The 21,198-nt window shown below is 58.7% G+C and carries 17 protein-coding genes; all 17 read left to right on the top strand.

Annotation, left to right across the window (positions count from 1 at the left end; translation table 11 throughout):
• Positions 1 to 18 precede the first annotated feature (18 nt).
• The gene (flgD, locus tag AACX99_RS04995) at positions 19 to 687 is read left to right on the top strand and encodes a flagellar hook assembly protein FlgD (protein WP_339409979.1); all 669 of its coding nucleotides are present in this window, start codon (positions 19 to 21) and stop codon (positions 685 to 687) included.
• Positions 688 to 729: 42 nt separating this feature from the next.
• A complete protein-coding gene (gene flgE, locus AACX99_RS04990) occupies positions 730 to 2,046 on the top strand; it encodes a flagellar hook protein FlgE (protein ID WP_339409978.1) in 1,317 nt (438 codons plus the stop codon).
• A gap of 205 nt (positions 2,047 to 2,251) precedes the next feature.
• Entirely contained in the window at positions 2,252 to 2,992 is a 741-nt protein-coding gene (locus AACX99_RS04985; protein ID WP_339409976.1) for a flagellar basal body rod protein FlgF, read from the top strand.
• A 46-nt stretch (positions 2,993 to 3,038) separates the two neighbouring features.
• On the top strand, positions 3,039 to 3,824 hold the full coding sequence (flgG, locus tag AACX99_RS04980; protein ID WP_274088298.1) for a flagellar basal-body rod protein FlgG: 786 nt from the start codon (positions 3,039 to 3,041) through the stop codon (positions 3,822 to 3,824).
• A 123-nt stretch (positions 3,825 to 3,947) separates the two neighbouring features.
• Positions 3,948 to 4,688 (top strand): flagellar basal body L-ring protein FlgH, encoded by a 741-nt coding sequence (gene flgH, locus AACX99_RS04975; protein ID WP_339409973.1) that lies wholly within the window; start codon positions 3,948 to 3,950, stop codon positions 4,686 to 4,688.
• Between the two features lie 11 nt (positions 4,689 to 4,699).
• The gene (locus AACX99_RS04970; RefSeq protein ID WP_339409972.1) at positions 4,700 to 5,803 is read left to right on the top strand and encodes a flagellar basal body P-ring protein FlgI; all 1,104 of its coding nucleotides are present in this window, start codon (positions 4,700 to 4,702) and stop codon (positions 5,801 to 5,803) included.
• Between the two features lie 13 nt (positions 5,804 to 5,816).
• Positions 5,817 to 6,989: a flagellar assembly peptidoglycan hydrolase FlgJ gene (gene flgJ / locus AACX99_RS04965; RefSeq protein ID WP_339409971.1), complete on the top strand. Its 1,173-nt coding sequence runs from the start codon at positions 5,817 to 5,819 to the stop codon at positions 6,987 to 6,989.
• Between the two features lie 6 nt (positions 6,990 to 6,995).
• Positions 6,996 to 9,035 (top strand): flagellar hook-associated protein FlgK, encoded by a 2,040-nt coding sequence (flgK, locus tag AACX99_RS04960; protein ID WP_339409970.1) that lies wholly within the window; start codon positions 6,996 to 6,998, stop codon positions 9,033 to 9,035.
• Between the two features lie 30 nt (positions 9,036 to 9,065).
• Positions 9,066 to 10,745, top strand: coding sequence for a flagellar hook-associated protein 3 (locus AACX99_RS04955; RefSeq protein ID WP_339409969.1), 1,680 nt, complete (start codon positions 9,066 to 9,068; stop codon positions 10,743 to 10,745).
• A 148-nt stretch (positions 10,746 to 10,893) separates the two neighbouring features.
• Positions 10,894 to 13,716 carry an O-linked N-acetylglucosamine transferase family protein gene (locus AACX99_RS04950; protein WP_339409968.1) on the top strand — a complete coding sequence of 941 codons (2,823 nt, stop codon included), beginning with the start codon at positions 10,894 to 10,896 and terminating at the stop codon, positions 13,714 to 13,716.
• Positions 13,713 to 14,486, top strand: a complete 774-nt coding sequence (gene rfbF, locus AACX99_RS04945; RefSeq protein ID WP_339409966.1) for a glucose-1-phosphate cytidylyltransferase — start codon at positions 13,713 to 13,715, stop codon at positions 14,484 to 14,486. The genes AACX99_RS04950 and rfbF overlap by 4 nt, the downstream gene beginning before the upstream one ends.
• Positions 14,468 to 15,550, top strand: coding sequence for a CDP-glucose 4,6-dehydratase (gene rfbG, locus AACX99_RS04940; RefSeq protein WP_339409964.1), 1,083 nt, complete (start codon positions 14,468 to 14,470; stop codon positions 15,548 to 15,550). The genes rfbF and rfbG overlap by 19 nt, the downstream gene beginning before the upstream one ends.
• A complete protein-coding gene (locus AACX99_RS04935; protein ID WP_339409962.1) occupies positions 15,547 to 16,107 on the top strand; it encodes a dTDP-4-dehydrorhamnose 3,5-epimerase family protein in 561 nt (186 codons plus the stop codon). The genes rfbG and AACX99_RS04935 overlap by 4 nt, the downstream gene beginning before the upstream one ends.
• Positions 16,104 to 17,327 carry a class I SAM-dependent methyltransferase gene (locus AACX99_RS04930; protein ID WP_339409960.1) on the top strand — a complete coding sequence of 408 codons (1,224 nt, stop codon included), beginning with the start codon at positions 16,104 to 16,106 and terminating at the stop codon, positions 17,325 to 17,327. The genes AACX99_RS04935 and AACX99_RS04930 overlap by 4 nt, the downstream gene beginning before the upstream one ends.
• Before the next feature lies 1 nt (position 17,328).
• Complete coding sequence (locus AACX99_RS04925) at positions 17,329 to 18,228, top strand: NAD-dependent epimerase/dehydratase family protein (protein ID WP_339409959.1); 900 nt, start codon at positions 17,329 to 17,331, stop codon at positions 18,226 to 18,228.
• Positions 18,229 to 18,248: 20 nt separating this feature from the next.
• Positions 18,249 to 19,016, top strand: coding sequence for a cephalosporin hydroxylase family protein (locus AACX99_RS04920; protein WP_339409958.1), 768 nt, complete (start codon positions 18,249 to 18,251; stop codon positions 19,014 to 19,016).
• A 434-nt stretch (positions 19,017 to 19,450) separates the two neighbouring features.
• The gene (locus tag AACX99_RS04915; protein WP_339409956.1) at positions 19,451 to 21,058 is read left to right on the top strand and encodes a flagellin; all 1,608 of its coding nucleotides are present in this window, start codon (positions 19,451 to 19,453) and stop codon (positions 21,056 to 21,058) included.
• Positions 21,059 to 21,198: the final 140 nt, after the last annotated feature.

The following is a 21,198-nucleotide window of genomic DNA, read 5'->3' as shown; positions in this document are numbered from 1 at the left end:
GATAAGGAGCGCAGACTTATGAGTACTGTTGGCGATGTCAGTGGTTCGGCACTGGATCAATACCAGATCAAGAATGAGACCAGGACAAACAAGGATCTTGGCAAGAATGAGTTCCTCAACTTGCTGGTGGCTCAGTTGAATAACCAGAACCCGCTGGAGCCACAAGGCAATGGCGAGTTTATCGCCCAGCTGGCGCAGTTCAGCCAGGTTGAGGGGATCGAGAAGTTGAACACCAGCATGGGCTCGCTGCTCACCGGTTATCAATCCTCCCAGGCGCTGCAGGCATCTTCGCTGGTCGGGCGCAAGGTGATCATCCCCAGTGACAAGGCCGTGGTCGATACCAGTGAGAGTTTCAAGGCCAGCCTGGTGTTGCCGGCCAGCAGCAGTAACGTCTACGTCAATATCTATGACAAGGCCGGCTCTGCGGTAGGGCGCGTCAATTTGGGCGAGCAGGCGGCCGGTAATGTCAGCTTCATCTGGGACGGCAAGGACTCCAGCGGCAATCTGTTGCCGCCCGGCACTTACAAGTTCGAGGCGCAGGCTACCTACGCAGACGGCACCAAGGGGCTTTACACCATGCTGCCGGCCAACGTCGACAGCGTGACCTTGGGCGGCAAAGAGTTGATGTTGAACCTAGCGGGGCTTGGCAGCGTGCCAATGTCGCAAGTCCAAGTGATCGGTCAGTAACTAACAGGTTTTAGCTGCCGGCTGTCCGGCAAGGAGTCTTCCATGGGTTTCAATATCGGTCTTAGCGGTCTGCGTGCGGCGACCAGTGACCTTAACGTGACCGGCAACAACATCGCCAACGCCGGTACTGCTGGCTTTAAGCAGTCGCGTGCCGAGTTTGCCGATGTCTACGCGGCTTCGGTGTTGGGCTCCGGTGCCAATCCACAGGGCAGTGGCGTGCTGCTGGGTGATGTGTCGCAGCTGTTCAACCAGGGCAATATCAACTACACGCAGAATGCTCTGGACCTGGCGATCAACGGCAACGGCTTCTTTCAGACGAGTAATAACGGCGAAGTGAGCTACACCCGTGCCGGTTACTTTGGTACTGATCGCGATGGCTTTCTGGTCAACAACTTCGGTTACAAGCTGCAGGGCTATGCGGTGGATGCCAACAACAACCTGCAAAATGGCGTGATCAGCGACCTGCAGATTGAGACGGCCAGTCAGGCACCGCTGCCGACCAGTAACCTGGATCAGACCTTCAACCTTAATTCGACCAATGTTGTGCCGACCACGGTGCCATTCGATCCGACTGACCCGACGTCCTACAATTCTTCAACCTCGACCAATATCTACGACACCCAGGGCAACTCCCACGTATTCACCCAGTACTTCCTCAAGACCGGGCCCAATACCTGGCAGATGAACGTGTTGATCGATGGACGCAACCCGGACGACCCGACCCTGACCACACCCTCATCGGTGGATCTGCAATTCACCACGGCTGGTCAGCTGGATGTGGCTGCCCTCATCGCCTCGACACCAACCGGCTTCACGGTTGGCGCTGATGGCACCATTGACCTGACTACCTGGGTGCCTGCCGCGCCAGATACTTCGGTGCCGCCGATATGGTCGGCCAACGGTGCTGATGCCAGTGCCACTGGTGTGAATATCGATTTGCGCCAGTCCACCCAGTTTGCCAGTTCCTTTGCGGTTAACCGCGTTAGTCAGGACGGTTACACCACCGGTCAATTGGCGGGGCTGGAGATTGATGACACCGGGGTGATTTTTGCTCGCTATACCAATGGCCAATCGAACATCCAGGGGCAGGTGATTCTGGCTAATTTCGCCAACGTGCAGGGGCTGACGCCTGTGGGCAAAACCGCCTGGGTGCAATCCTTTGCCTCGGGTGAGCCGGTGGTTGGTACGCCGCGTAGCGGCACCCTGGGTGCGCTGCAGTCGGGGGCGCTGGAGGACTCCAACGTCGAGCTGTCGGATCAGTTGGTCAACTTGATCGTGGCGCAGCGCAACTACCAGGCCAATGCCAAAACCATCGAGACCGAGAGTGCGGTGACCCAGACCATTATCAACCTGCGTTGATAAGTGTTGCCTGCGGCAGGCGCGTGCCTGTCGTGGGCGGCAAAAGTACGCCGCGTTGGCGTTTATAAGGCTCCATTCGGAGCCTTTTCTGTTTTTAAAAACCATATTTATCAAGCGCTTATAATTATTTTTCGAGTGCTGGCACAGCCATTGCTTTATAGCTTGCATAGAGCAGCGAGGCGGCAAGCCCACTCGGAGAATAACCATGGACAAGATGCTGTACGTTTCCATGACTGGCGCCCATAACAACACCCTGGCCCAGCGTGCCCACGCCAACAACCTGGCGAACATAACCACCAACGGCTTCCGTCGGGATTTTGAGCAGGCGCGCTCCATGCCGATCTTTGGTGACGGTTATCCGTCGCGGGTCTATGCCATGAGCGAACGCCCGGGCACTGACTTCACTCCAGGCTCGCTGCAGGAAACGGGTCGCGATCTGGATGTGGCAGTGGGCGGCAAGGGTTGGCTGGCGGTGCAGGCAGCGGATGGCAGCGAAGCCTATGTGCGTACCGCCAGTCTGAACGTCGATGCCTTGGGCGTGTTGCGTACCGGCAACGGCTTGCCGGTGATGGGCAACGCCGGACCGATTGCGGTACCGCCAGAGCAGAAAATCGAAATCGGCAAGGATGGCACCATCAGTATCCGCGCTCTGGGCGAGGCACCTAACGTGCTGGCTGAGGTGGATCGTTTAAAGCTGGTTAACCCGGACCTCAAGCAGATGGAGAAGGGCACCGACGGCATGATCCGCTTCAAGGGCCAGGGCCCTGTGCTGGCGGACGCCAATATGGAAATCACCTCGGGCTTTCTCGAATCGAGCAACGTCAACGCCGTGGAAGAGATGACCGCGATTCTCTCGCTGTCTCGCCAATTCGAATTGCAAGTGAAGATGATGCGCACCGCCGAAGACAATTCGGCGGCTATGGCGCGCGTCTTGCAGATGACCTAATTATCAGCACGCGGCGCCGTTAAAACGGCGCCCGAGGAGAATCGATATGCTTCCGGCACTGTGGGTCAGCAAGACCGGTCTGTCCGCTCAGGACATGAACCTGACCACCATTTCCAACAACCTGGCCAACGTCTCGACTACCGGCTTCAAGCGTGATCGCGCTGAGTTCGAGGATCTGCTGTACCAGATCCGCCGCCAGCCCGGCGGCCAGTCCAGCCAGGACAGCCAATTGCCGTCCGGCCTGCAGCTGGGTACCGGTGTGCGCGTGGTGGGTACGCAGAAGATCTTCACTGCCGGTAGCTTGCAAACCACCGAGCAGCCGCTGGATATGGCAATCAATGGCCGTGGTTTCTTCCAGGTTTTGCTGCCTGACGGCACGGTCTCCTATAGCCGCGACGGTAGCTTTCATCTGAACTCCGATGGCCAGGTGGTGACGTCTAACGGTTATGCCTTGGAACCCGCCATTGTGCTGCCCAACGAGGTGCGCACCTTTACCGTGGGTGAGGACGGCACCGTGTCGGTCACCACCAGCGGCAACCCGCAGCCACAGATCGTCGGCAACCTGCAGACCGCTGATTTCATCAACCCGGCGGGCTTGGAAGCAATCGGCAACAACCTGTTTCTGGAGACCGCCTCCAGCGGCGCGCCGCAGGTCGGAACGCCAGGCCTGAACGGTTTGGGCACCACGCTGCAGAACACCTTGGAAAACTCCAACGTCAGCGTGGTGGAGGAGTTGGTGAACATGATCACCACTCAACGCGCCTATGAAATGAACTCCAAGGTCATTTCCACTGCGGATCAGATGCTCGGCTTTATTTCACAGAATCTTTGATAGGTAAGGCGGGCTAGTCGCGCAGCGGCTGGCATGGCCCAGACAACAGCAAGGAATGGCTTGAACGGGTACTGGTGAAACAGGTTGTACGCACCATCCCAGGCAACGCATGAGGTAGTAGATATGAACCGGCTGATAATCATAAGTGCACTGCTTGGCCCTCTGGCTTTGAGCGGCTGTATGGCTCCTGCGCCTAAGCCGGATGATCCCTATTACGCTCCGGTGATGCCGCGTACGCCGCTGCCGGCAGCGCAGAACAATGGCTCGATTTATCAGGCGGGTTTCGAGAACGGTCTGTTCGGTGACCGCAAGGCTTACCGCGTGGGTGACATCATCACGATCACCCTGAATGAGCGCACCCAGGCCAGTAAGAACACCAATAGCCAGATCAGCAAGGACAGCTCGGCCAACTTGGGTGTACCTAATTTGTTCGGTATGACGGTGTCCCCCCAGAATCCTTTGACAGCAATTGGTGGCTTGGGGCGAGTGGCCGAAGGGCTTGGCATGACTGCTGAGAACCTGAGTTTGGGCTCAAGTTTTGACGCCACCCGTTCGGCTGATGGCTCCGGCGCAGCCGGGCAGAGCAACAGTCTGACCGGCTCGATCACCGTATCGGTGGCCGAGGTGATGCCCAATGGTGTGCTGCTGGTGCGCGGGGAAAAGTGGATGACCCTTAACACCGGTGATGAGCTGGTACGCATTGCCGGTCTGGTGCGCTCGGATGACATCGCCACCGACAACACCGTGTCCTCGACCCGGATTGCCAATGCACGCATCACCTATTCGGGAACTGGTGCTTTTGCCGACGCTAGTCAGCCGGGCTGGATGAGCCGTTTCTTTCTTAGCCCAATGTGGCCGTTCTGAGGATGGCTACCATGACCCTTTCCAAGTACCTACTGGCTGCGGCCGCGATGTTGCTGGCTTCGCTGGCTCAAGCCGAGCGGCTTAAGGACCTGGCCAGTATCCAGGGCGTACGGACTAACCAGTTGATTGGTTACGGCCTGGTGGTCGGCCTCAACGGCAGTGGCGACCAGACCACGCAGACACCGTTTACCGTGCAAACCTTCAACAACATGATGGCGCAGTTCGGCATCAAGGTACCGCAGGGCGGCAACGTGCAGCTGAAGAACGTTGCTGCGGTGTCGATCCATGCCGACCTGCCGGCATTCGCCAAGCCCGGGCAGACCATCGACATCACCGTATCTTCCATCGGTAATGCCAAGAGTCTGCGTGGCGGCAGTCTGTTGATGACCCCGCTCAAGGGTATCGATGGCAACGTTTACGCGATTGCTCAGGGCAACCTGGTGGTCGGCGGTTTTGACGCCGAAGGCGGCGATGGCTCACGTATCACCGTCAATGTCCCGTCAGCCGGGCGCATTCCTGGTGGTGCGACGGTCGAGCGGCCGGTACCAAGCGGTTTCGATCAGGGCAGCACCTTGACGCTGAACCTTAATCGTCCGGACTTCACCACGGCGAAAAATATCGTCGACCATATCAACGAATTACTCGGCCCAGGCGTTGCGCAGGCACTGGACGGCGGCTCGATTCGCGTCAGTGCGCCGCTGGATTCGGGCCAGCGGGTGGACTACCTGTCGATTCTGGAAAATCTCGAAGTCGAGATCGGCCAGGCTGTTGCCAAGGTCATCATCAACTCGCGCACTGGCACCATCGTGATTGGTCAGAACGTGCGCGTGCAGCCTGCCGCAGTGACCCACGGCAGCTTGACCGTGACCATTACCGAAGACCCGATTGTCAGCCAACCGGAAGCACTGTCCGGTGGCCAGACTGCCGTGGTGCCGCGTTCACGGGTGAATGCCGACGAAGAGGCCAAGCCAATGTTCAAGTTTGGTCCCGGGACCACGCTGGATGAAATTGTCCGCGCGGTGAATCAGGTGGGCGCTTCGCCTTCCGACCTTATGGCCATCCTGGAGGCGCTGAAACAAGCCGGCGCTCTGCAGGCTGACCTGATCGTAATTTAAGGGAGCGCACGTTATGGACTCTCGCCTTTCAGCCGGTTTGCTCGGCGGCGCCAGCACCGTCGACAGCGGTGCCTATAACGATCTCAATCGCCTCAACCAGTTCAAGGTCGGCGGCGACAGCGAAAAGAACATCAAGAAGGTGGCTCAGGAATTCGAGTCGCTGTTTCTCAATGAGATGCTCAAGGCCATGCGCTCGGCCAACGAAGTGTTCGGTGAAGGCAACTTCATGAACAGCAACGAGAGCAAGACCTATCAGGACATGCACGACCAGCAGTTGTCGGTGACCCTGTCCAACCACCAGAACGGCATCGGCCTGGCCGACGTGCTGGTGCGGCAGATGTCGAAGATCAAGGACGCCAGCAGCCGCCCCAATCCCTTTGCCCAGGTGAATGAACCGGTGCCGAGTGCGCCGAGCAAACCATTGGCCAAGGTCGACAGCGCGCGTGACGACACCTCGTTGATCAACCAGCGCCGTCTCTCTCTGCCGGGCAAGCTGACTGATCGCCTATTGGCCGGCATCGTGCCATCGGCCACTGCCGCCGATGGCCAGCCGTTGGCACAGAACGACTGGATTCCCGCTAAGGCCTTTGCCGCCCCCGCCGATACCGCGTTGGGTTTGAGCGGTATGGACGCGATCACCGGTCGGCGGATTGCCCAGCCGCCACTGGCGCCGGGTAAAGCCGCATTCGGCTCGAAGGATGAGTTTATTGCCGCCATGTTGCCGATGGCCGAAAAGGCCGCCGAGAAGATTGGTGTCGACCCGCGTTACCTGGTGGCCCAGGCCGCGCTGGAAACCGGTTGGGGCAAGTCAATTATTCGCCAGCAGGACGGCAGCAGCAGCCACAACCTGTTCGGGATCAAGACCCACAACACCTGGGAAGGCGATTCGGCCCGAGTACTGACCACCGAGTTCAAGGGCGGTAAGGCGGTCAAGGAAGCGGCCTCGTTCCGCGCCTATGACTCCTTCGAGCACAGCTTTAACGATTTTGTGAGCTTCCTGCAGGGCAATGGCCGCTACGAAAAAGCCCTGGCCACCACCGACAAGCCCGAGCAGTTCGCCCGTGAGTTGCAGAAAGCCGGCTACGCCACGGACCCGCAGTACGCCCGCAAGATTGCCCAGATAGCGCGGCAAATGCAGACTTATCAAACAGTCGCGGCTGTCAGTACGCCGTCCACCAACGGATGATGAAAGATGGCTGACCTACTCAATATTGGCCTGTCCGGGCTGTCGGCGAACAAGACGTCGCTGGCGGTCACCGGTCATAACATCACTAACGTCAACACACCGGGCTTTTCGCGCCAGGAGACGATCCAAGCGACGCGTATTCCGCAGTTCAGCGGGGCGGGCTATATCGGCTCGGGCACCACCCTGGTCGACGTACGGCGCATCTATAACGAGTTTCTCAATACCCAGGTGCGCAGCAGCACCGCGCTCAACTCTGATACCCAGAGTTACCTGAGCCAGATCAATCAGCTCGACTCATTGCTGGCCGGCAGTACTACTGGCGTCAATCCAGGCCTGCAGAAGGTGTTTGCCGCCCTGCAAACTGCCGCCGAAGACCCGGCCAATATTCCTGCAAGGCAGCTGGCGTTGTCCGAAGCCGAGGGCTTGGCCAAGCGCTTCAATACCGTGTACGACCGTCTGTACGAGCAGAACGCCTTTATCAATAAGCAGCTGTCTGCGGTGACCGATCAGGTCAACCAATTGGCCGGTTCGATTGCCGGTTATAACGAAGCCATTGCGGTAGCTGCGTCCAACGGCCAGCAACCCAACGACCTGCTTGATGCCCGCGAAGAGGCGGTGCGCAAGTTGTCGACCTTTATTGGTGTGACGGTCGTCACCCAGGATGACAATAGCTACAACCTGTTTGTCGGCTCGGGCCAACCCTTGGTGGTGGGCAGCCAGGCGTCGCGCCTAGAAGTGGTGCCGGGCTTGTCTGACCCGCTGCGCAGTGAGGTGCAGTTTGTCAGCGGTAACTCGCGTCAGGGCATTACCTCGCTGATTACCGGCGGCGAGATGGGTGGGTTGATTCGCTACCGTGAAGATGTGTTGGACACCACGCTGAACGCGGTTGGGCGTCTGGCGCTGTCGGTCACCGACCAGGTTAACCGTCAGCTGGGCCAGGGCTTGGACCTTAACGGCCAGTTCGGCAATGGTCTGTTTCGCGAACTGAATGACCCTGAGCTGATTGGCCAGCGCAGCCTAGCGCGTATCGGCAACAGCGATACCACCGCCAACCTCAATGTGCTGATCGAAGACACTACTCAACTGACCACCAGCGACTATGAGGTGGAGTTCACTAACGCCACGGATTACACGGTACGGCGCGTCAGTGACGGCACCAGTTTCGGCCCCTTCGACATTACCGTGGTGCCAGCGGCGGAGTTCGATGGTGTGTCCCTGAATGTGGCCAGTGGCACTTTTGCCGCCGGTGACCGCTTTCGGGTGATGCCGACGCGTAATGCTGGCGAGTCCATTCGTGCGGATATGAAGCGCCCTGAAGAGCTGGCTTTTGCCGCACCGTTGAAGTCACAAACCAGCCCGGCGAATATCGGCACCGGGGTGATTAGTCAGCCGACTCTGCTGACCGAGATCGACATTTATGACCCGGTGGCTCAGGCCGATCTGGAAACCAGCCTGCGTAATGCGCCGCCACTGCGCATTGTCATGGGCGCTGGCGGTGGCGCCACCCAGGGCTATGACGTGGTCGATATCAACGGCAACGTCATCGATACTGGGGTAATCGTGCCGGGGCAGAACAATAGCCTGACCATCACCGTGCCCGCGTCTGCCGGCCCGCCTGCAGTGCCGGTGCCTTTCGATTACGAAGTGACCATCAGTGGTCGTCCCCAGAGCGGTGACAATTTTTCGGTTTCCTTCAACACCAATGGGGTGTCTGATAACCGTAATGCTTTGAAATTGATTGATCTGCAAAACCGTACGACGATTGGCATCAACCCTCTGGCACCGGATACCACCGGTTCAAGCTTCACCGACGCCTATGGCGATCTGGTGGAGCGGGTTGGCACCCTGACCAGCCAGGCGCGAGTCGATGGTGAGGCCACTGGCGCGATTCTCAAGCAGGCGACCGATAACCGCGATTCGGTGTCGGCGGTCAACCTTGATGAAGAGGCGGCCAAACTGATTCAGTTCGAGCAGTACTACCAGGCCTCGGCGCAGATCATTCAAGTTGCCCGCAGTCTGTTCGATACACTGATTAACACGTTCTGACGCGCCGTCTAGAACTTCGAGGTTAGTTTTATGGTGATGCGCATCTCTTCGATCCAGGCCTTCAATAACGGTGTCAGTGGCCTTGGGCGCAACTATTCCAATCTGATCCGCACCCAAGAACAGATCAGCAGCGGTAACCGTATTCTTACTCCGGCCGATGATCCGGTGGCCTCTGTGCGTCTGCTGCAACTTGAACAGCAGCAGGCGCTATTGGGCCAGTACAAGGAAAACCTCACTGCGGCGAAGAACAGTCTGACTCAGGAAGAAACCACTGTTACCTCTGTGGTCAATGTGATGCAGCGCATCCGCGAATTGGCGGTGCAGGCCGGCGGCGGTGCGTTATCGGGTGAAGACCGCAAAGCGATCGCCAAAGAGCTGGGTGAGCGCGAAGGTGAGTTGCTCAACCTGATGAACAGCCGCAATGCCCGTGGTGAGTATTTGTTCAGTGGCTTTGTGGGTAAAACCGAGCCTTTTCAGCGCAACCCAGACGGTACCTATTCTTACCTCGGTGACGAGGGGCAGCGCAGCTTGCAGGTGGCAGGTTCAAGTAATGTGGCGATCAACGACAACGGTAAGCGACTGTTTGAAGACGTAAGCAACGCCAATCGGATTATCAATGCGCTTGGCGTCAATAACGCCGCGTTACCGACACCGCCCTTGCCGGCCACAAATATCCCGGCGTTGCCGACGGCAGATCAGCGCGTGTTTGTGTCGCCTGGTTTGGTGCAGGATAACGCTGCATTCAACAGTGATTTTCGTGCTGGCGAGCCTTATTCCCTGGCGTTTATCAGCGGTACCGAGTTTCGCATCTATGACAGTGCAGGCGCTGATGTAACCTCTGAGGTCCCAGGTGGTGGTTTGATTGATCCCTTGGTCAGCGGTGGCAACACCATCAATTTTCGCGGCATGCGTTTCCAGTTGGATGTGGTGCTGCAGTCTGGTGATAACGAACTGGATCTGGACAGTTTGCTGGCTGATACCACTACGCCGGGAACTCCGGGCATTAATACCCATAGTTTTACGCTGCAATCGGCACCGACGGATTTTGCCGTCAATCGCTCATCAACCAACAACTCGGCTGCGATCGTCTCACCGGCAGGCATCAGCAATCAGGCAACCTTCGACAGCCAGTTCCCGACCTCCGGTGTCGTCCTGCGCTTTACCGACGACACTAACTACGAGGTTTATTCCCAGCCTGTAGGGCCGGGAAGCCCGGTACTGGCTACAGGTACAGTGGTTGGGCCTTATCCGGCAACATTCAGTGTCTTTGGTGCGGATTTCACCCTGTCGGCTCCTGCGGCGGTTGTTGGCGGCGATGAGTTTGGCGTGCAGCCGCAGTTTCAGGAACAACGCAGCATCCTTAATACCATCAGCCGTTTGCGTCAGGCGTTAGAGTCTTCGATAACGTCACCTGCGGGTAATTTAGGTGTGCGTGACGAGGTGGCCATTGCTCTTACTAATCTCGATAACGGTATGGGGAAAGTGCTGGAGGTGCAGACGGAAATCGGTGCACGGCTCAATCTGATTGATACAACCGAAGTTGACAATGAGGATGTCACCTTGGTGAATAAGGCTGTGCAGGCTGATCTGCGTGAACTGGATTACGCAGAAGCTTTGTCGCGTTTGTCATTCCAGACCATCGTGCTGGAGGCCGCGCAGCAGAGTTATGTGAAGATCGCCGGTCTGAATTTGTTCAATCAGCTGCGCTGAATGAGACTCTTGAACGGCGTGGATTTAGCGTAGTCCATGAGCGTTAAGCAATTAACGCTTGTGTGCATGACGGTGTAATTTTTCATTACCTCTGGCGTGTTAATTGCTAACTTGCACAGACGATGCTGAAAAATTGACGGATGCGCGCATGACAGTTGATACCGAGTGGCTAATAGATTTTTTTCGCCGACAAGCGCGTTTGGGCTTCGAAGAAGGTGACTACACGCGTACTCGCAACAGCTGTCGTGAACTTCTGCAGTATGTCCCCGACGATACTGAAGCCTTAACCTTGCTCGGTGATGCTGCGCTGGCGAGTCATGACAGCGTGGTGGCTTTGCGTAGTTTCGACCAACTGCTTGAACTGCAACCTGACAGCGCCGAATCGGCGATGAAGCTTGGACAAGCCTGTCTGCAGGCGCAAGACTGGCCGGCTGCAGTCTCAGCATTCAAACAGGTATTGGAGCTACAGCCAGAGCATGTCGCCGCGCATGAAGCGCTTGCGCTCATCGATCAGCTGCAAGCGCGCCTGAATATCCTCGGCCAAGGCCTCAACGCACAACCCAAGCGCAATGATCCTTGCCCCTGCGGCAGCGGTTTGAAATACAAAAAATGCTGCCTGGAGCAAAGCTCCCAGTTGATGATTCGCCAGCGTTTCGAGCAGGCCTTTGCTGCGGAGCAATGGCAGCAGGTCATCGATCTTGGCGAGGAACTGCAGCAATCATCAGATGAGGCGCGCAGATCACTGGCCTTAGCGCGTTATGAACTCTATCAGCGTGGGCTTGCTTATCCCCTAATCAAGGCCGCTTACCGTAAAACCCCCGATGACTTAGAGCTCTGTGCGGCTATGGCCGATTTGGAGCTCGACCATGATGTCGGTCTAGCGCAGCGCTTGGCCGAGTCTGTGTTGGCGGTTGAGCCCGGTCAGTGGCGCGCGAGCTTGGTGCTTGCTGCTTGCCATTCGCGTTTCGGCCGCTCGCATGAGTCAGAGCGGGTATTGCGTGAACTGCTGCAACATAATCCTGACTGTATTTTGGCTTGGCAACGATTGAGCTATTTTCTGCGCAAATCCCAGCGTCCGGAGGCTGATCTGGAAGCCATGCGTGACTGGACTAAGCGCTGCCCGGATCAGGCCGAAGCCTGGTGTCACTGTGGTATGTCGGCGATCATGAATACCGAGACTGAGGCCGGGCGTGAATACCTTCAGCAGGCCTTGGCTTTAGACCCTAATAGCCACGAAGCATTGTGTTGGATGGGCCAGTCCTACCAGCAGGAGCAAGACCCGCACCGTGCATTGGAGTTTCTAGCGCGTGGTTTGCAGCTTAAGCCCGATTATCAGCCAGGATGGAACATGCTCGGTGGCGTGTATCAGTCGGTAGGGCGCCAACACGAGTCTGAAGGCTGCTTTATGCGCGCTCTAGCGATTGCACCGTTGCAGCCGCTGGCCTGGAACAACCTGGCCAATACTTACCTAGATGGTCAGGTGCTCGATGAAGCTGAGCACGTTATGCAGGTCGCCTTGCAGCTCAACCCTGACGATCCCAGCCTGTGGAACAACCTGGGCAATATCCTCAGTGCCGGTAGGCGGCTCAAGGAAGCACGCGAGGCCTTCCGTAAAACCCTGGACGTTTACCCCGGCTACGAGCCCGTGCTGATCAACCTGGCGGGCGTTGAGTCGCATTTCAACAACCTGGACCGCTCGATTGGCTTGCTGCGTCAGGTTCTGCACCTGCCGGGTTCGCGGACCAACTTGCTGTTCTTCGCCAACTACCACCCGGATTGGACCGGGGAGCAGGTGTTCGAGCTATATCGCGAGGTCACTCAACGTTTCCCGGCACGGTTGTATTTCGACTATGCCAACAGCCTGCAGCCGCAGCGTCGGTTGCGCATCGGCTATGTTTCGCCTGACTTCCGCCACCATGTCTGTGCGCTGTTTATCGAACCCTTGCTGCGCAACCATGATAGTACCCAAGTCGAGCTGTTTGCCTATTCGCTGGTGCGCCGCGAAGACGCAGTGACCGAGCGCTTCATGGGGCATGTTGATCATTGGCGCCACTGTGTCGGCCTCAAGGACGAAGCGATTGCCGAGCGTATCCGTGAAGACGGCATCGATATTCTCGTCGATCTCGCCGGCCACACCGGGAACAACCGTTTGCAGGTCTTCGCGCTCAAACCGGCGCCGGTACAAGTCAGCTGGTGGATGGGCTTCGCCTTCGGTACCGGGCTGGATCAGGTCGACTATTTCCTGGCCGATGAGCAGATGTTGCCGGCCGGTTGCGAGTCCTCGTTTGCCGAGTCGCTCTGGCGCATGCCCGCGCCCGCCATCGCCTACACGGCCCCCGCACACATGCAGGCGGCCGAGGTAGGGCCGCTGCCGGCCTTGAGCAACGGCTATATCACCTTCGGCAGTCTGACCCGTCCGGTTCGCCTCAATCATCGAGTGATCCGCGCTTGGTCCAAACTGCTCAAGCGCGTGCCGAATTCGCGGTTGATGCTCGACAGCGGTTCTTTCCAGGACGAGAGTCTGCGTGACCACTACCAGGGCTTATTCGCCGAGCAGGGGATCGAGGCCGAGCGTCTGCTGCTGGGTTACACCTCGCCAGCGACGGCGGCGTTGGCACAGATGGATATCGCCCTCGACTGCTTTCCGCACAACTCCGGTACTACGCTGTACGAAAGCCTGTGGATGGGCCTGCCGGTAGTCAGCTTGCGCGATCGCCCCTCGATGGGGCGGGTCGGTGCGTTGATCCTGCATGGCCTGGGCCGCGACGAGTGGATTGCCGATACGGAGCAACAGTACCTCGACAAGTTGATCGCGTTGGCCGCCGATGTGCCCGCCCTGGCGGCTACCCGTGCGGGGTTGCGCGAGGAGATGCGCGCGTCGCGGCTATGCGACGCCGTCGATTTCACCCGCCGAATGGAAGCGACCTATCAGCAGATGTGGCAACGCTACTGCGCAGGAGAACAACCATGAAGGCAGTCATTCTGGCCGGTGGTCTAGGCACCCGCATCAGCGAAGAGTCGCACCTCAAACCTAAACCGATGATCGAGATCGGCGGCAAGCCAATTCTCTGGCACATCATGAAGCAGTACTCGGCCCATGGTATCCACGACTTCGTCATCTGTCTGGGCTACAAGGGCTATGCAATCAAGGATTTTTTCGCCAACTACTTCCTGCATACCTCTGATGTCACCTTTGACATGCGCAACAACAATATGGAAGTCCACCAAAATTACAGTGAGCCCTGGCGTGTGACCTTGGTCGACACTGGCGAAGACACCATGACAGGTGGCCGGTTGAAGAGTGCCGGGCGCTATCTGGATGCCGAGGAAGCCTTCTGCTTCACCTATGGCGACGGTGTTTCCGACCTGAATATCAGCGCCCTGGTGGCTTTCCACAAGGCCCACGGCAAATATGCCACGGTCACGGCGGTACAACCGCCGGGCCGTTATGGCGCGCTGGAGCGCGAGGGTGATCAGGTCAAAGGTTTTATCGAGAAGCCCCGCGGCGACGGTGGCTGGATCAATGGCGGTTTCTTTGTGCTGTCACCCAAAGTGCTGCCTTATATCGATAGTGTGGAGACGTCCTGGGAGGCCGAGCCGCTGACCCAGTTGGCCACTGAAGGCCAGTTGATGGCTTTCCAGCATCAGGGCTTTTGGCACCCGATGGATACCCTGCGCGACAAGAACTACCTCGAGCAACTGTGGTTGAGCGGGGAGGCCCCTTGGAAGCAGTGGAGCTGAGTCCCTCATTCTGGTGCGGCAAGCGGGTGCTGCTCACCGGGCATACCGGCTTCAAAGGTGGCTGGTTGACGCTTTGGCTGCAGAGCTGGGGGGCTCAGGTCAGTGGTTTTGCGCTGCAGCCCTCGACCTCGCCCAGCCTGTTTGAGTTGGCGCGAGTCGGGGAGGGCATCGACAGCCATATTGGTGATTTGCGCGATCTTGCCGCCCTGCAGAAGGTGATGGCCGAGGTCAAACCGGAAATCGTGCTGCACCTGGCCGCCCAGCCGCTGGTTCGTGAAGGGTATCGCGATCCGCTGGGAACCTATGCCAGCAATGTCATGGGCACGCTGCATCTGCTTGAGGCCATGCGCCAGGCGGGGGGGGTCAAAGCATGCGTGGTGGTCACCACCGATAAGGTTTATGCCAACAATGAGTGGGCCTGGCCCTATCGTGAAAACGAAGCGCTTGGTGGCCATGACCCTTACAGCAGCAGCAAGGCCTGTTGCGAATTGGTGGCACAGTCATTTGCTTCTTCTTATTTCCCGGCTGCGCGTTATGCCGAGCACGGCTTGGCTATGGCCACGGCCCGCGCCGGTAATGTGCTGGGCGGTGGCGATTTTGCGCAGGATCGTCTGGTGCCCGATATTCTGGCGGCCTGGACGCGTGGTGAGCCGGTGACGCTACGCTACCCGCAGGCGGTGCGGCCCTGGCAGCACGCCTTGGAGCCGTTGGCGGGTTACCTACAGTTGGCCCAGGGGTTGTACGAGCAGGGCTGTGCGTTTGCCGGCCCCTGGAATTTTGGCCCGAGTGACAACGACATGTGCACTGTTGGCGAGGTGGTTGAGCGCCTGGCGCAACGCTGGCCGCAAGCCCCTGGCCTGTTGATCGAGCCCAGTGAGCTGCATGAGGCGGGCTTGTTGCGGCTGGACAGCAGTCGCGCTCGCCAACTACTTGGCTGGACCCCCCGTTGGTCGCTGGATAACTGCCTGCAGCAAACACTGGATTGGCACCAGGCCTGGCAGCGCGGTGAGGATATGCGCACGCTGACCCTAGCGCAGCTGGCTGTTTATCAGGGGGCAAAATGAGTGAGTTGAGCCTGCAGGCGTTGCCCCTTGCAGGGCTGTTCAGCCTGCAGCACAAGGTTCATGAAGACGAGCGCGGTCGTTTTGCTCGGCTGTTCTGTCAGGGCAGCCTGGCCGCATTCGGCCAGCCACTGCAGATTCGTCAGATTAATCACTCACGTACCGCCTTGCGTGGCAGCGTGCGTGGTCTGCACTTTCAGTACCCGCCGCATGCCGAGACCAAACTGATTACTTGCTTACGTGGCGCCGTGTGGGATGTTGCCGTGGATTTACGGCGCGGCTCCGTGACCTTCCTTCATTGGCATGCCGAGCGTCTGCAAGCAGGCGATGGCCGCAGCCTGTTACTGCCGCCAGGTTTTGCCCACGGTTTTCAGGCGCTGAGTGACGATGCCGAGTTGTTCTACCTGCACAGCGCGGATTACAGCCCCGAATACGAGGGCGGTCTGTCGCCCAATGACCCGCGCCTGGCGATCGCCTGGCCGTTGCCTGTGAGTAATCTCTCCGCCCGGGACGCCGCACATCCGCCGTTGGCCGCTGATTTTCAAGGAGTAGAGATATGAAGTGCCGAGGCTGTGGTGCGGCTTTGCATGTGCCGTTGATTGATCTGGGCACTGCGCCACCTTCCAATGCCTACCTGCGCGCCGATCAGCTTGGCCAGGCTGAGCAATGGGTGCCGCTGCGGGTGCAAGTGTGCGACAGCTGCTGGCTGGTGCAGACTGAGGATTACCGTTCGGCCGATAGTCTGTTCGATGCCGACTATGCCTACTTCAGCTCCTATTCCAGTAGTTGGCTGGAGCACGCTCAGCGTTATGTCGCAAAGATGGTTAAGCGCTTTGGCTTAAATGCACAGAGCCGGGTGGTGGAAATCGCCGCTAATGACGGCTACCTGCTGCAGTACGTGGCGCAGCGCGGGATTCCCTGTCTGGGCGTCGAACCGACTGCCAGCACCGCGCGTGCGGCGCGGGAAAAGGGCTTACAGATTCGCGAGCTGTTCTTTGGCGAGGCTACGGCTGCAGCCCTGGCAGCTGAGGGGTGGTGTGCTGATCTGATGGCGGCCAACAACGTGCTGGCGCATGTGCCGGACATCAATGATTTCCTCAAGGGCTTTGCCACGTTATTGCAGCCGAGCGGTGTGGCCACGTTCGAGTTTCCTCATCTGCTCCGGTTGATGGCTGAGCAGCAGTTCGACACCCTCTACCACGAGCATTATTCCTATCTGTCTCTGACTGCCGTACAGAGCCTGTGCGCGCGTAATGGTTTACATCTCTTTGATGTTGAAGAGTTGCCGACTCATGGTGGCTCGCTGCGAGTCTATGCACAGCGAGTTGACGGTGGGCGTGAAGCCTCAATCGCAGTGGCCGATTTGCTGGCGCGGGAAGAACAGGCCGGCATCAAAACTGCCGCGTTCTATTCGACCCTGGCACCTGCCGCCGAGCGCATCAAACATGAGCTGCTGCGCTTCCTGCTCAAGGCCAAAGCCGAAGGTAAGACGGTTGCGGCTTATGGCGCAGCAGCCAAGGGCAACACGCTACTCAACTACGCTGGAGTGCGCGGTGACCTGCTCGCCTGGGTCGCCGATGCCAACCCGCACAAGCAGGGCAAGTTTCTCCCGGGTAGCCGCATCCCCGTGGTTGAACCGGCGCGCATAGCCGTCGACAAACCCGATTATCTGTTGGTACTACCGTGGAACCTGTTGCACGAAGTGCGGCAGCAGCAAGCGCAGATCAAAACCTGGGGTGGCCAGTTTGTAGTGGCTGTGCCGCAATTAGGGTTCAGCTGATATGACGCGTGTGCTGGTGACTGGGGCAAGCGGCTTCATTGGCCAGCATGCCGTGCAGCAGCTGCAGCTCAGTGGGTTTGAGGTGCATGCCGTCTATGCACAAACGCGCATCGAGACACAGGCCTCGGTTATGGCGCATCAGGCCAATCTGCTTGAGCCCGGAGCTGTTGAAAAGCTGATCGCCGCCGTACGCCCCCAACAGCTGTTGCACCTGGCCTGGTGCGCTAAGCCAGGTGTGTATTGGACCTCGCCGGAAAACCTGCTGTGGGTGCAGGCAACACTGCGCTTGCTCGAGGCATTTCAGGCTCAGGGCGGCCAGCATGCGGTGCTGGTCGGTAGCTGCGCCGAGTATGACTGGCGCTACGGCTATTGTCGGGAAGAGGTGACGCCTTTAATCCCCGCGACTGTTTATGGGCGCTGCAAGAATGCGACTCGCGAGTTGGCGGAGGTGTTCAGCGCAGTGCATGGTCTGCCGATCGCCTGGGCACGTATCTTTCACGCTTACGGCCCGTTCGAGGCACCGGGGCGCTTGGTTCCGGCCGTGATTAATGCACTGCTTAACGGCCAGCCGGCACTCTGCTCGCACGGCATGCAACTGCGTGACCTGTTGCATGCGGCGGATATCGGCAGCGCCTTGGTAACCTTGTTACAACACCAGGCTCAGGGCGCATTCAATCTTGGCAGCGGCCAGCCGGTGCGCCTGCGTGAGGTGGTTGAGTACTTGGCTACACAGTTGGATGCACTGCATCTGCTACGCATGGGGGGCGTTGCGGTGGCCGCCGATGATCCACCGTTGCTGCTGGCGGATAACCAGCGCCTGGTGAGGTTGGGTTGGCAAGCACAGTTTGATCTACAACACGGTTTGGATGACGCTCTGGCCTGGTGGCGTGGGCGTGTTTAATTCTGGCAAAGGAGCAGGGCATGAAACTGACAGTCGATACTGATAACAAAAAGCTGACTCTGGATGACAAGGGCACAGTGCGCGAGCTGGATCTGTACACGGACGAAGCCTTCGAATTGCTCACTCAGCAGTGGGTAACCCTGGGCTGGAACCAGAAGTACCCTTATACCTTCTCGTGGATGGGCCGCCCGGTGATCCAGTTGCCGGAAGATATGCTGCGCATTCAGGAAGTGATCTACAGCATCAAACCGGACGTGATCATTGAAACCGGCATCGCTCATGGTGGTTCGCTGATTTACTACGCCAGCCTGTTCAAGGCTATGGGCAAGGGGCGTGTGATTGGTGTGGATATCGAAATTCGCCCGCACAACCGCAAAGCCATCGAAGAACATGAACTGTTCGAGTACCTGACCCTGATCGAAGGCAGCTCAGTGGCCGATGATGTCGTCGCCCAGGTCAAGTTACTGGTCAAGCCTGGTGAAACGGTACTGGTGATTCTCGACTCCAACCACACCTATGCCCACGTTGCCGAAGAGCTACGCCAGTACTCGCCGCTGGTCACCCCAGGCTCCTACATCGTTTCCACCGACGGCGTTATGCGCGATCTGACCGACGTTCCGCGGGGCAACCCGAACTGGGGCAAGGACAATCCTTCGCAAGCCGCTCTCGATTTCGCCGAAGGCAATCCGCAGTTCGTTATCGAGCAGCCAGCCTGGCCGTTCAATGAAAGCAGCCTCAGTAAGAACATCACCCACTGGCCGAATGCCTGGTTGAAACGCCTTGCCTGATGGTCCTGGCCGCTGCGTTTCACGCGGCGGCCGACCCTTCCCGGCATCCGTGCCGCATTGATTTCCCCTTCGATTTACTTCCCGCCTTTGCTGTAGCGCGAGCTGCGGCCTCGTTCAGAAACCCTACCCCTGCTAGTCGCCGCGGTTCATTACCAGTCTGTGGCGATGCCGTCGTGCAGGCGACCGGGCTTTGCCGCAAGAGGCAAACCGAGCGGCAGTGGCTTGCCGGGCGCTGCCGCAGAACCCCCCGGCAAGTCGTTGCCGTTAGAGTATTAATTAAGCGCAACCTGCTGTTTTTTATTGACCTTTTCATTTTTTAGCGAGTTGGCACGTTAATGGCATTGCAGAGGATGTCACTAGATGTCGGCGCCTGGTGCTCTATCGGTTCCGGCCAGAAGCACACGTGCAGCAGACATATTCATTGGAGAACAACCATGGCTCTGACAGTCAATACCAACGTGGCGTCGCTGAATACTCAGCGCAACCTGAATTCCTCGTCCAAGGGCTTGGACACGTCCTTGCAGCGTCTTTCTACCGGCTTGCGCATCAACAGCGCCAAGGACGATGCCGCCGGCTTGCAGATTTCCAACCGGCTGACCAGCCAGATCCAGGGCTTGGCGGTTGCGGTGCGCAACTCCAATGACGGCATCTCTCTGGCGCAAACCGCTGAAGGCGCATTGCAGCAGTCCACCGGTATTCTGCAGCGCATGCGCGACCTGGCTCTGCAATCGGCCAACGGCTCCAACGGAGCCAGCGAGCGCGCCGCATTGCAAGGCGAAGTGGCGCAGTTGCAGCAGGAGATCAACCGTATCGCCGAGACCACCAGCTTCGGCGGTCGCAAGATTCTCGACGGCTCCTTCGGTTCGCAAAGCTTCCAGGTTGGTGCCAACGCATTCGAAACCATCAGCGTATCGGTCGGCGCGGCATCGGCTTCGCGGATCGGCGCCAGCCGCTTCAACAGCAGCTTGGCCAGCGACACCGCGGCGCAAAGCGGCATCGCTGCCAGCACAGTCACCGGCTTCGCCGACATCACCTCGACCGATGTGGGCTACGCCTCATCGCCGGCGACCACCGACGGTCTGACCATCAAGGGCAAGCTCGGCGAGGCTTCGATTGGTTTGGTCGACGGCAGCTCGGCACGCGAATTGGCCACTGCCGTCAATCGCGCTACCGACTCCACCGGTGTCACCGCCAGCGCACGCACCTCGGTGCGCTTGCAACAGGACGCTAGTGGCGGCTTCACCAACACCGATATCTCCGGCACCATCAGTTTCACGCTGTATGGCGCCAATGACGCCAAGGTCGGCGACGGCGTCGCGATTTCCGCGACCATCTCCGATTGGGGCGACTTGTCGGGGCTGGCCGACGCGATCAACAAGGAAACCGGGCGCACCGGCATCAGTGCCAAGATATTGGTCAACGGTGCCTTGGAGATGGTCAACGAGCGTGGCGACAATATCGCCATCGATGGATACACCGCCGAGGGTTCCACGGGTAATACCATCGCTGCCGAGATGCAGACCCTGGCGTTCAACGGCGATAACAGCGTCGACGATGCGGCGGATGCCAGTGACACCGTTGGCGTAGTCGCGACTCTAACCGGCGATGGCACGAACGGCGCGGTGGCGGTTGGTCAGGTGCGTTTCGAGTCGCCGGATGCCTTCAAGGTCGAGAACTTCGACACCGTCGATGGTGGTGTTCAAGCAGCTGACGTTTATAGCTTGCTTGAGTCGGTCGACGAGGTGGACGTGAGTACCTATGTTGGCGCACAGAACGCGCTGGGCATTATCAGCGCGGCAATTTCCAACATCGATAGCCAGCGTGCTCAACTGGGTGCGGTGCAGAACCGTTTCGAGAACACCATTTCTAACCTGCAAAACATCGGTGAAAACGCATCGGCTGCGCGCAGCCGGATTCGTGACACCGACTATGCGGCGGAAACCTCGGAGCTGACCAAGAACCAGATCCTGCAGCAGGCCGGTACCGCGATTCTGGCTCAGGCCAACCAGCTACCTCAGGCTGTGCTCAGCTTGCTTCAGTAATAACCTTGCTGTGACGGCAGGGCGGGGCGGAGCGATCCGCTCCGCCCTGTTGTCGTTTATCCGCCTCTATCTATGGTCGCCCTCCGGTGCCCAGCCAGGCCTAAACTATCCCGTCGGGCTGCCGATAGCCTCGTAGGCAG

Source organism: Pseudomonas sp. EA_35y_Pfl2_R5, assembly GCF_963970805.1.
Taxonomy (GTDB): Bacteria; Pseudomonadota; Gammaproteobacteria; order Pseudomonadales; family Pseudomonadaceae; genus Aquipseudomonas.
The sequence above is the reverse complement of the archived record's forward strand: the minus strand, read 5'-3'. Positions and strand labels throughout refer to the sequence as shown.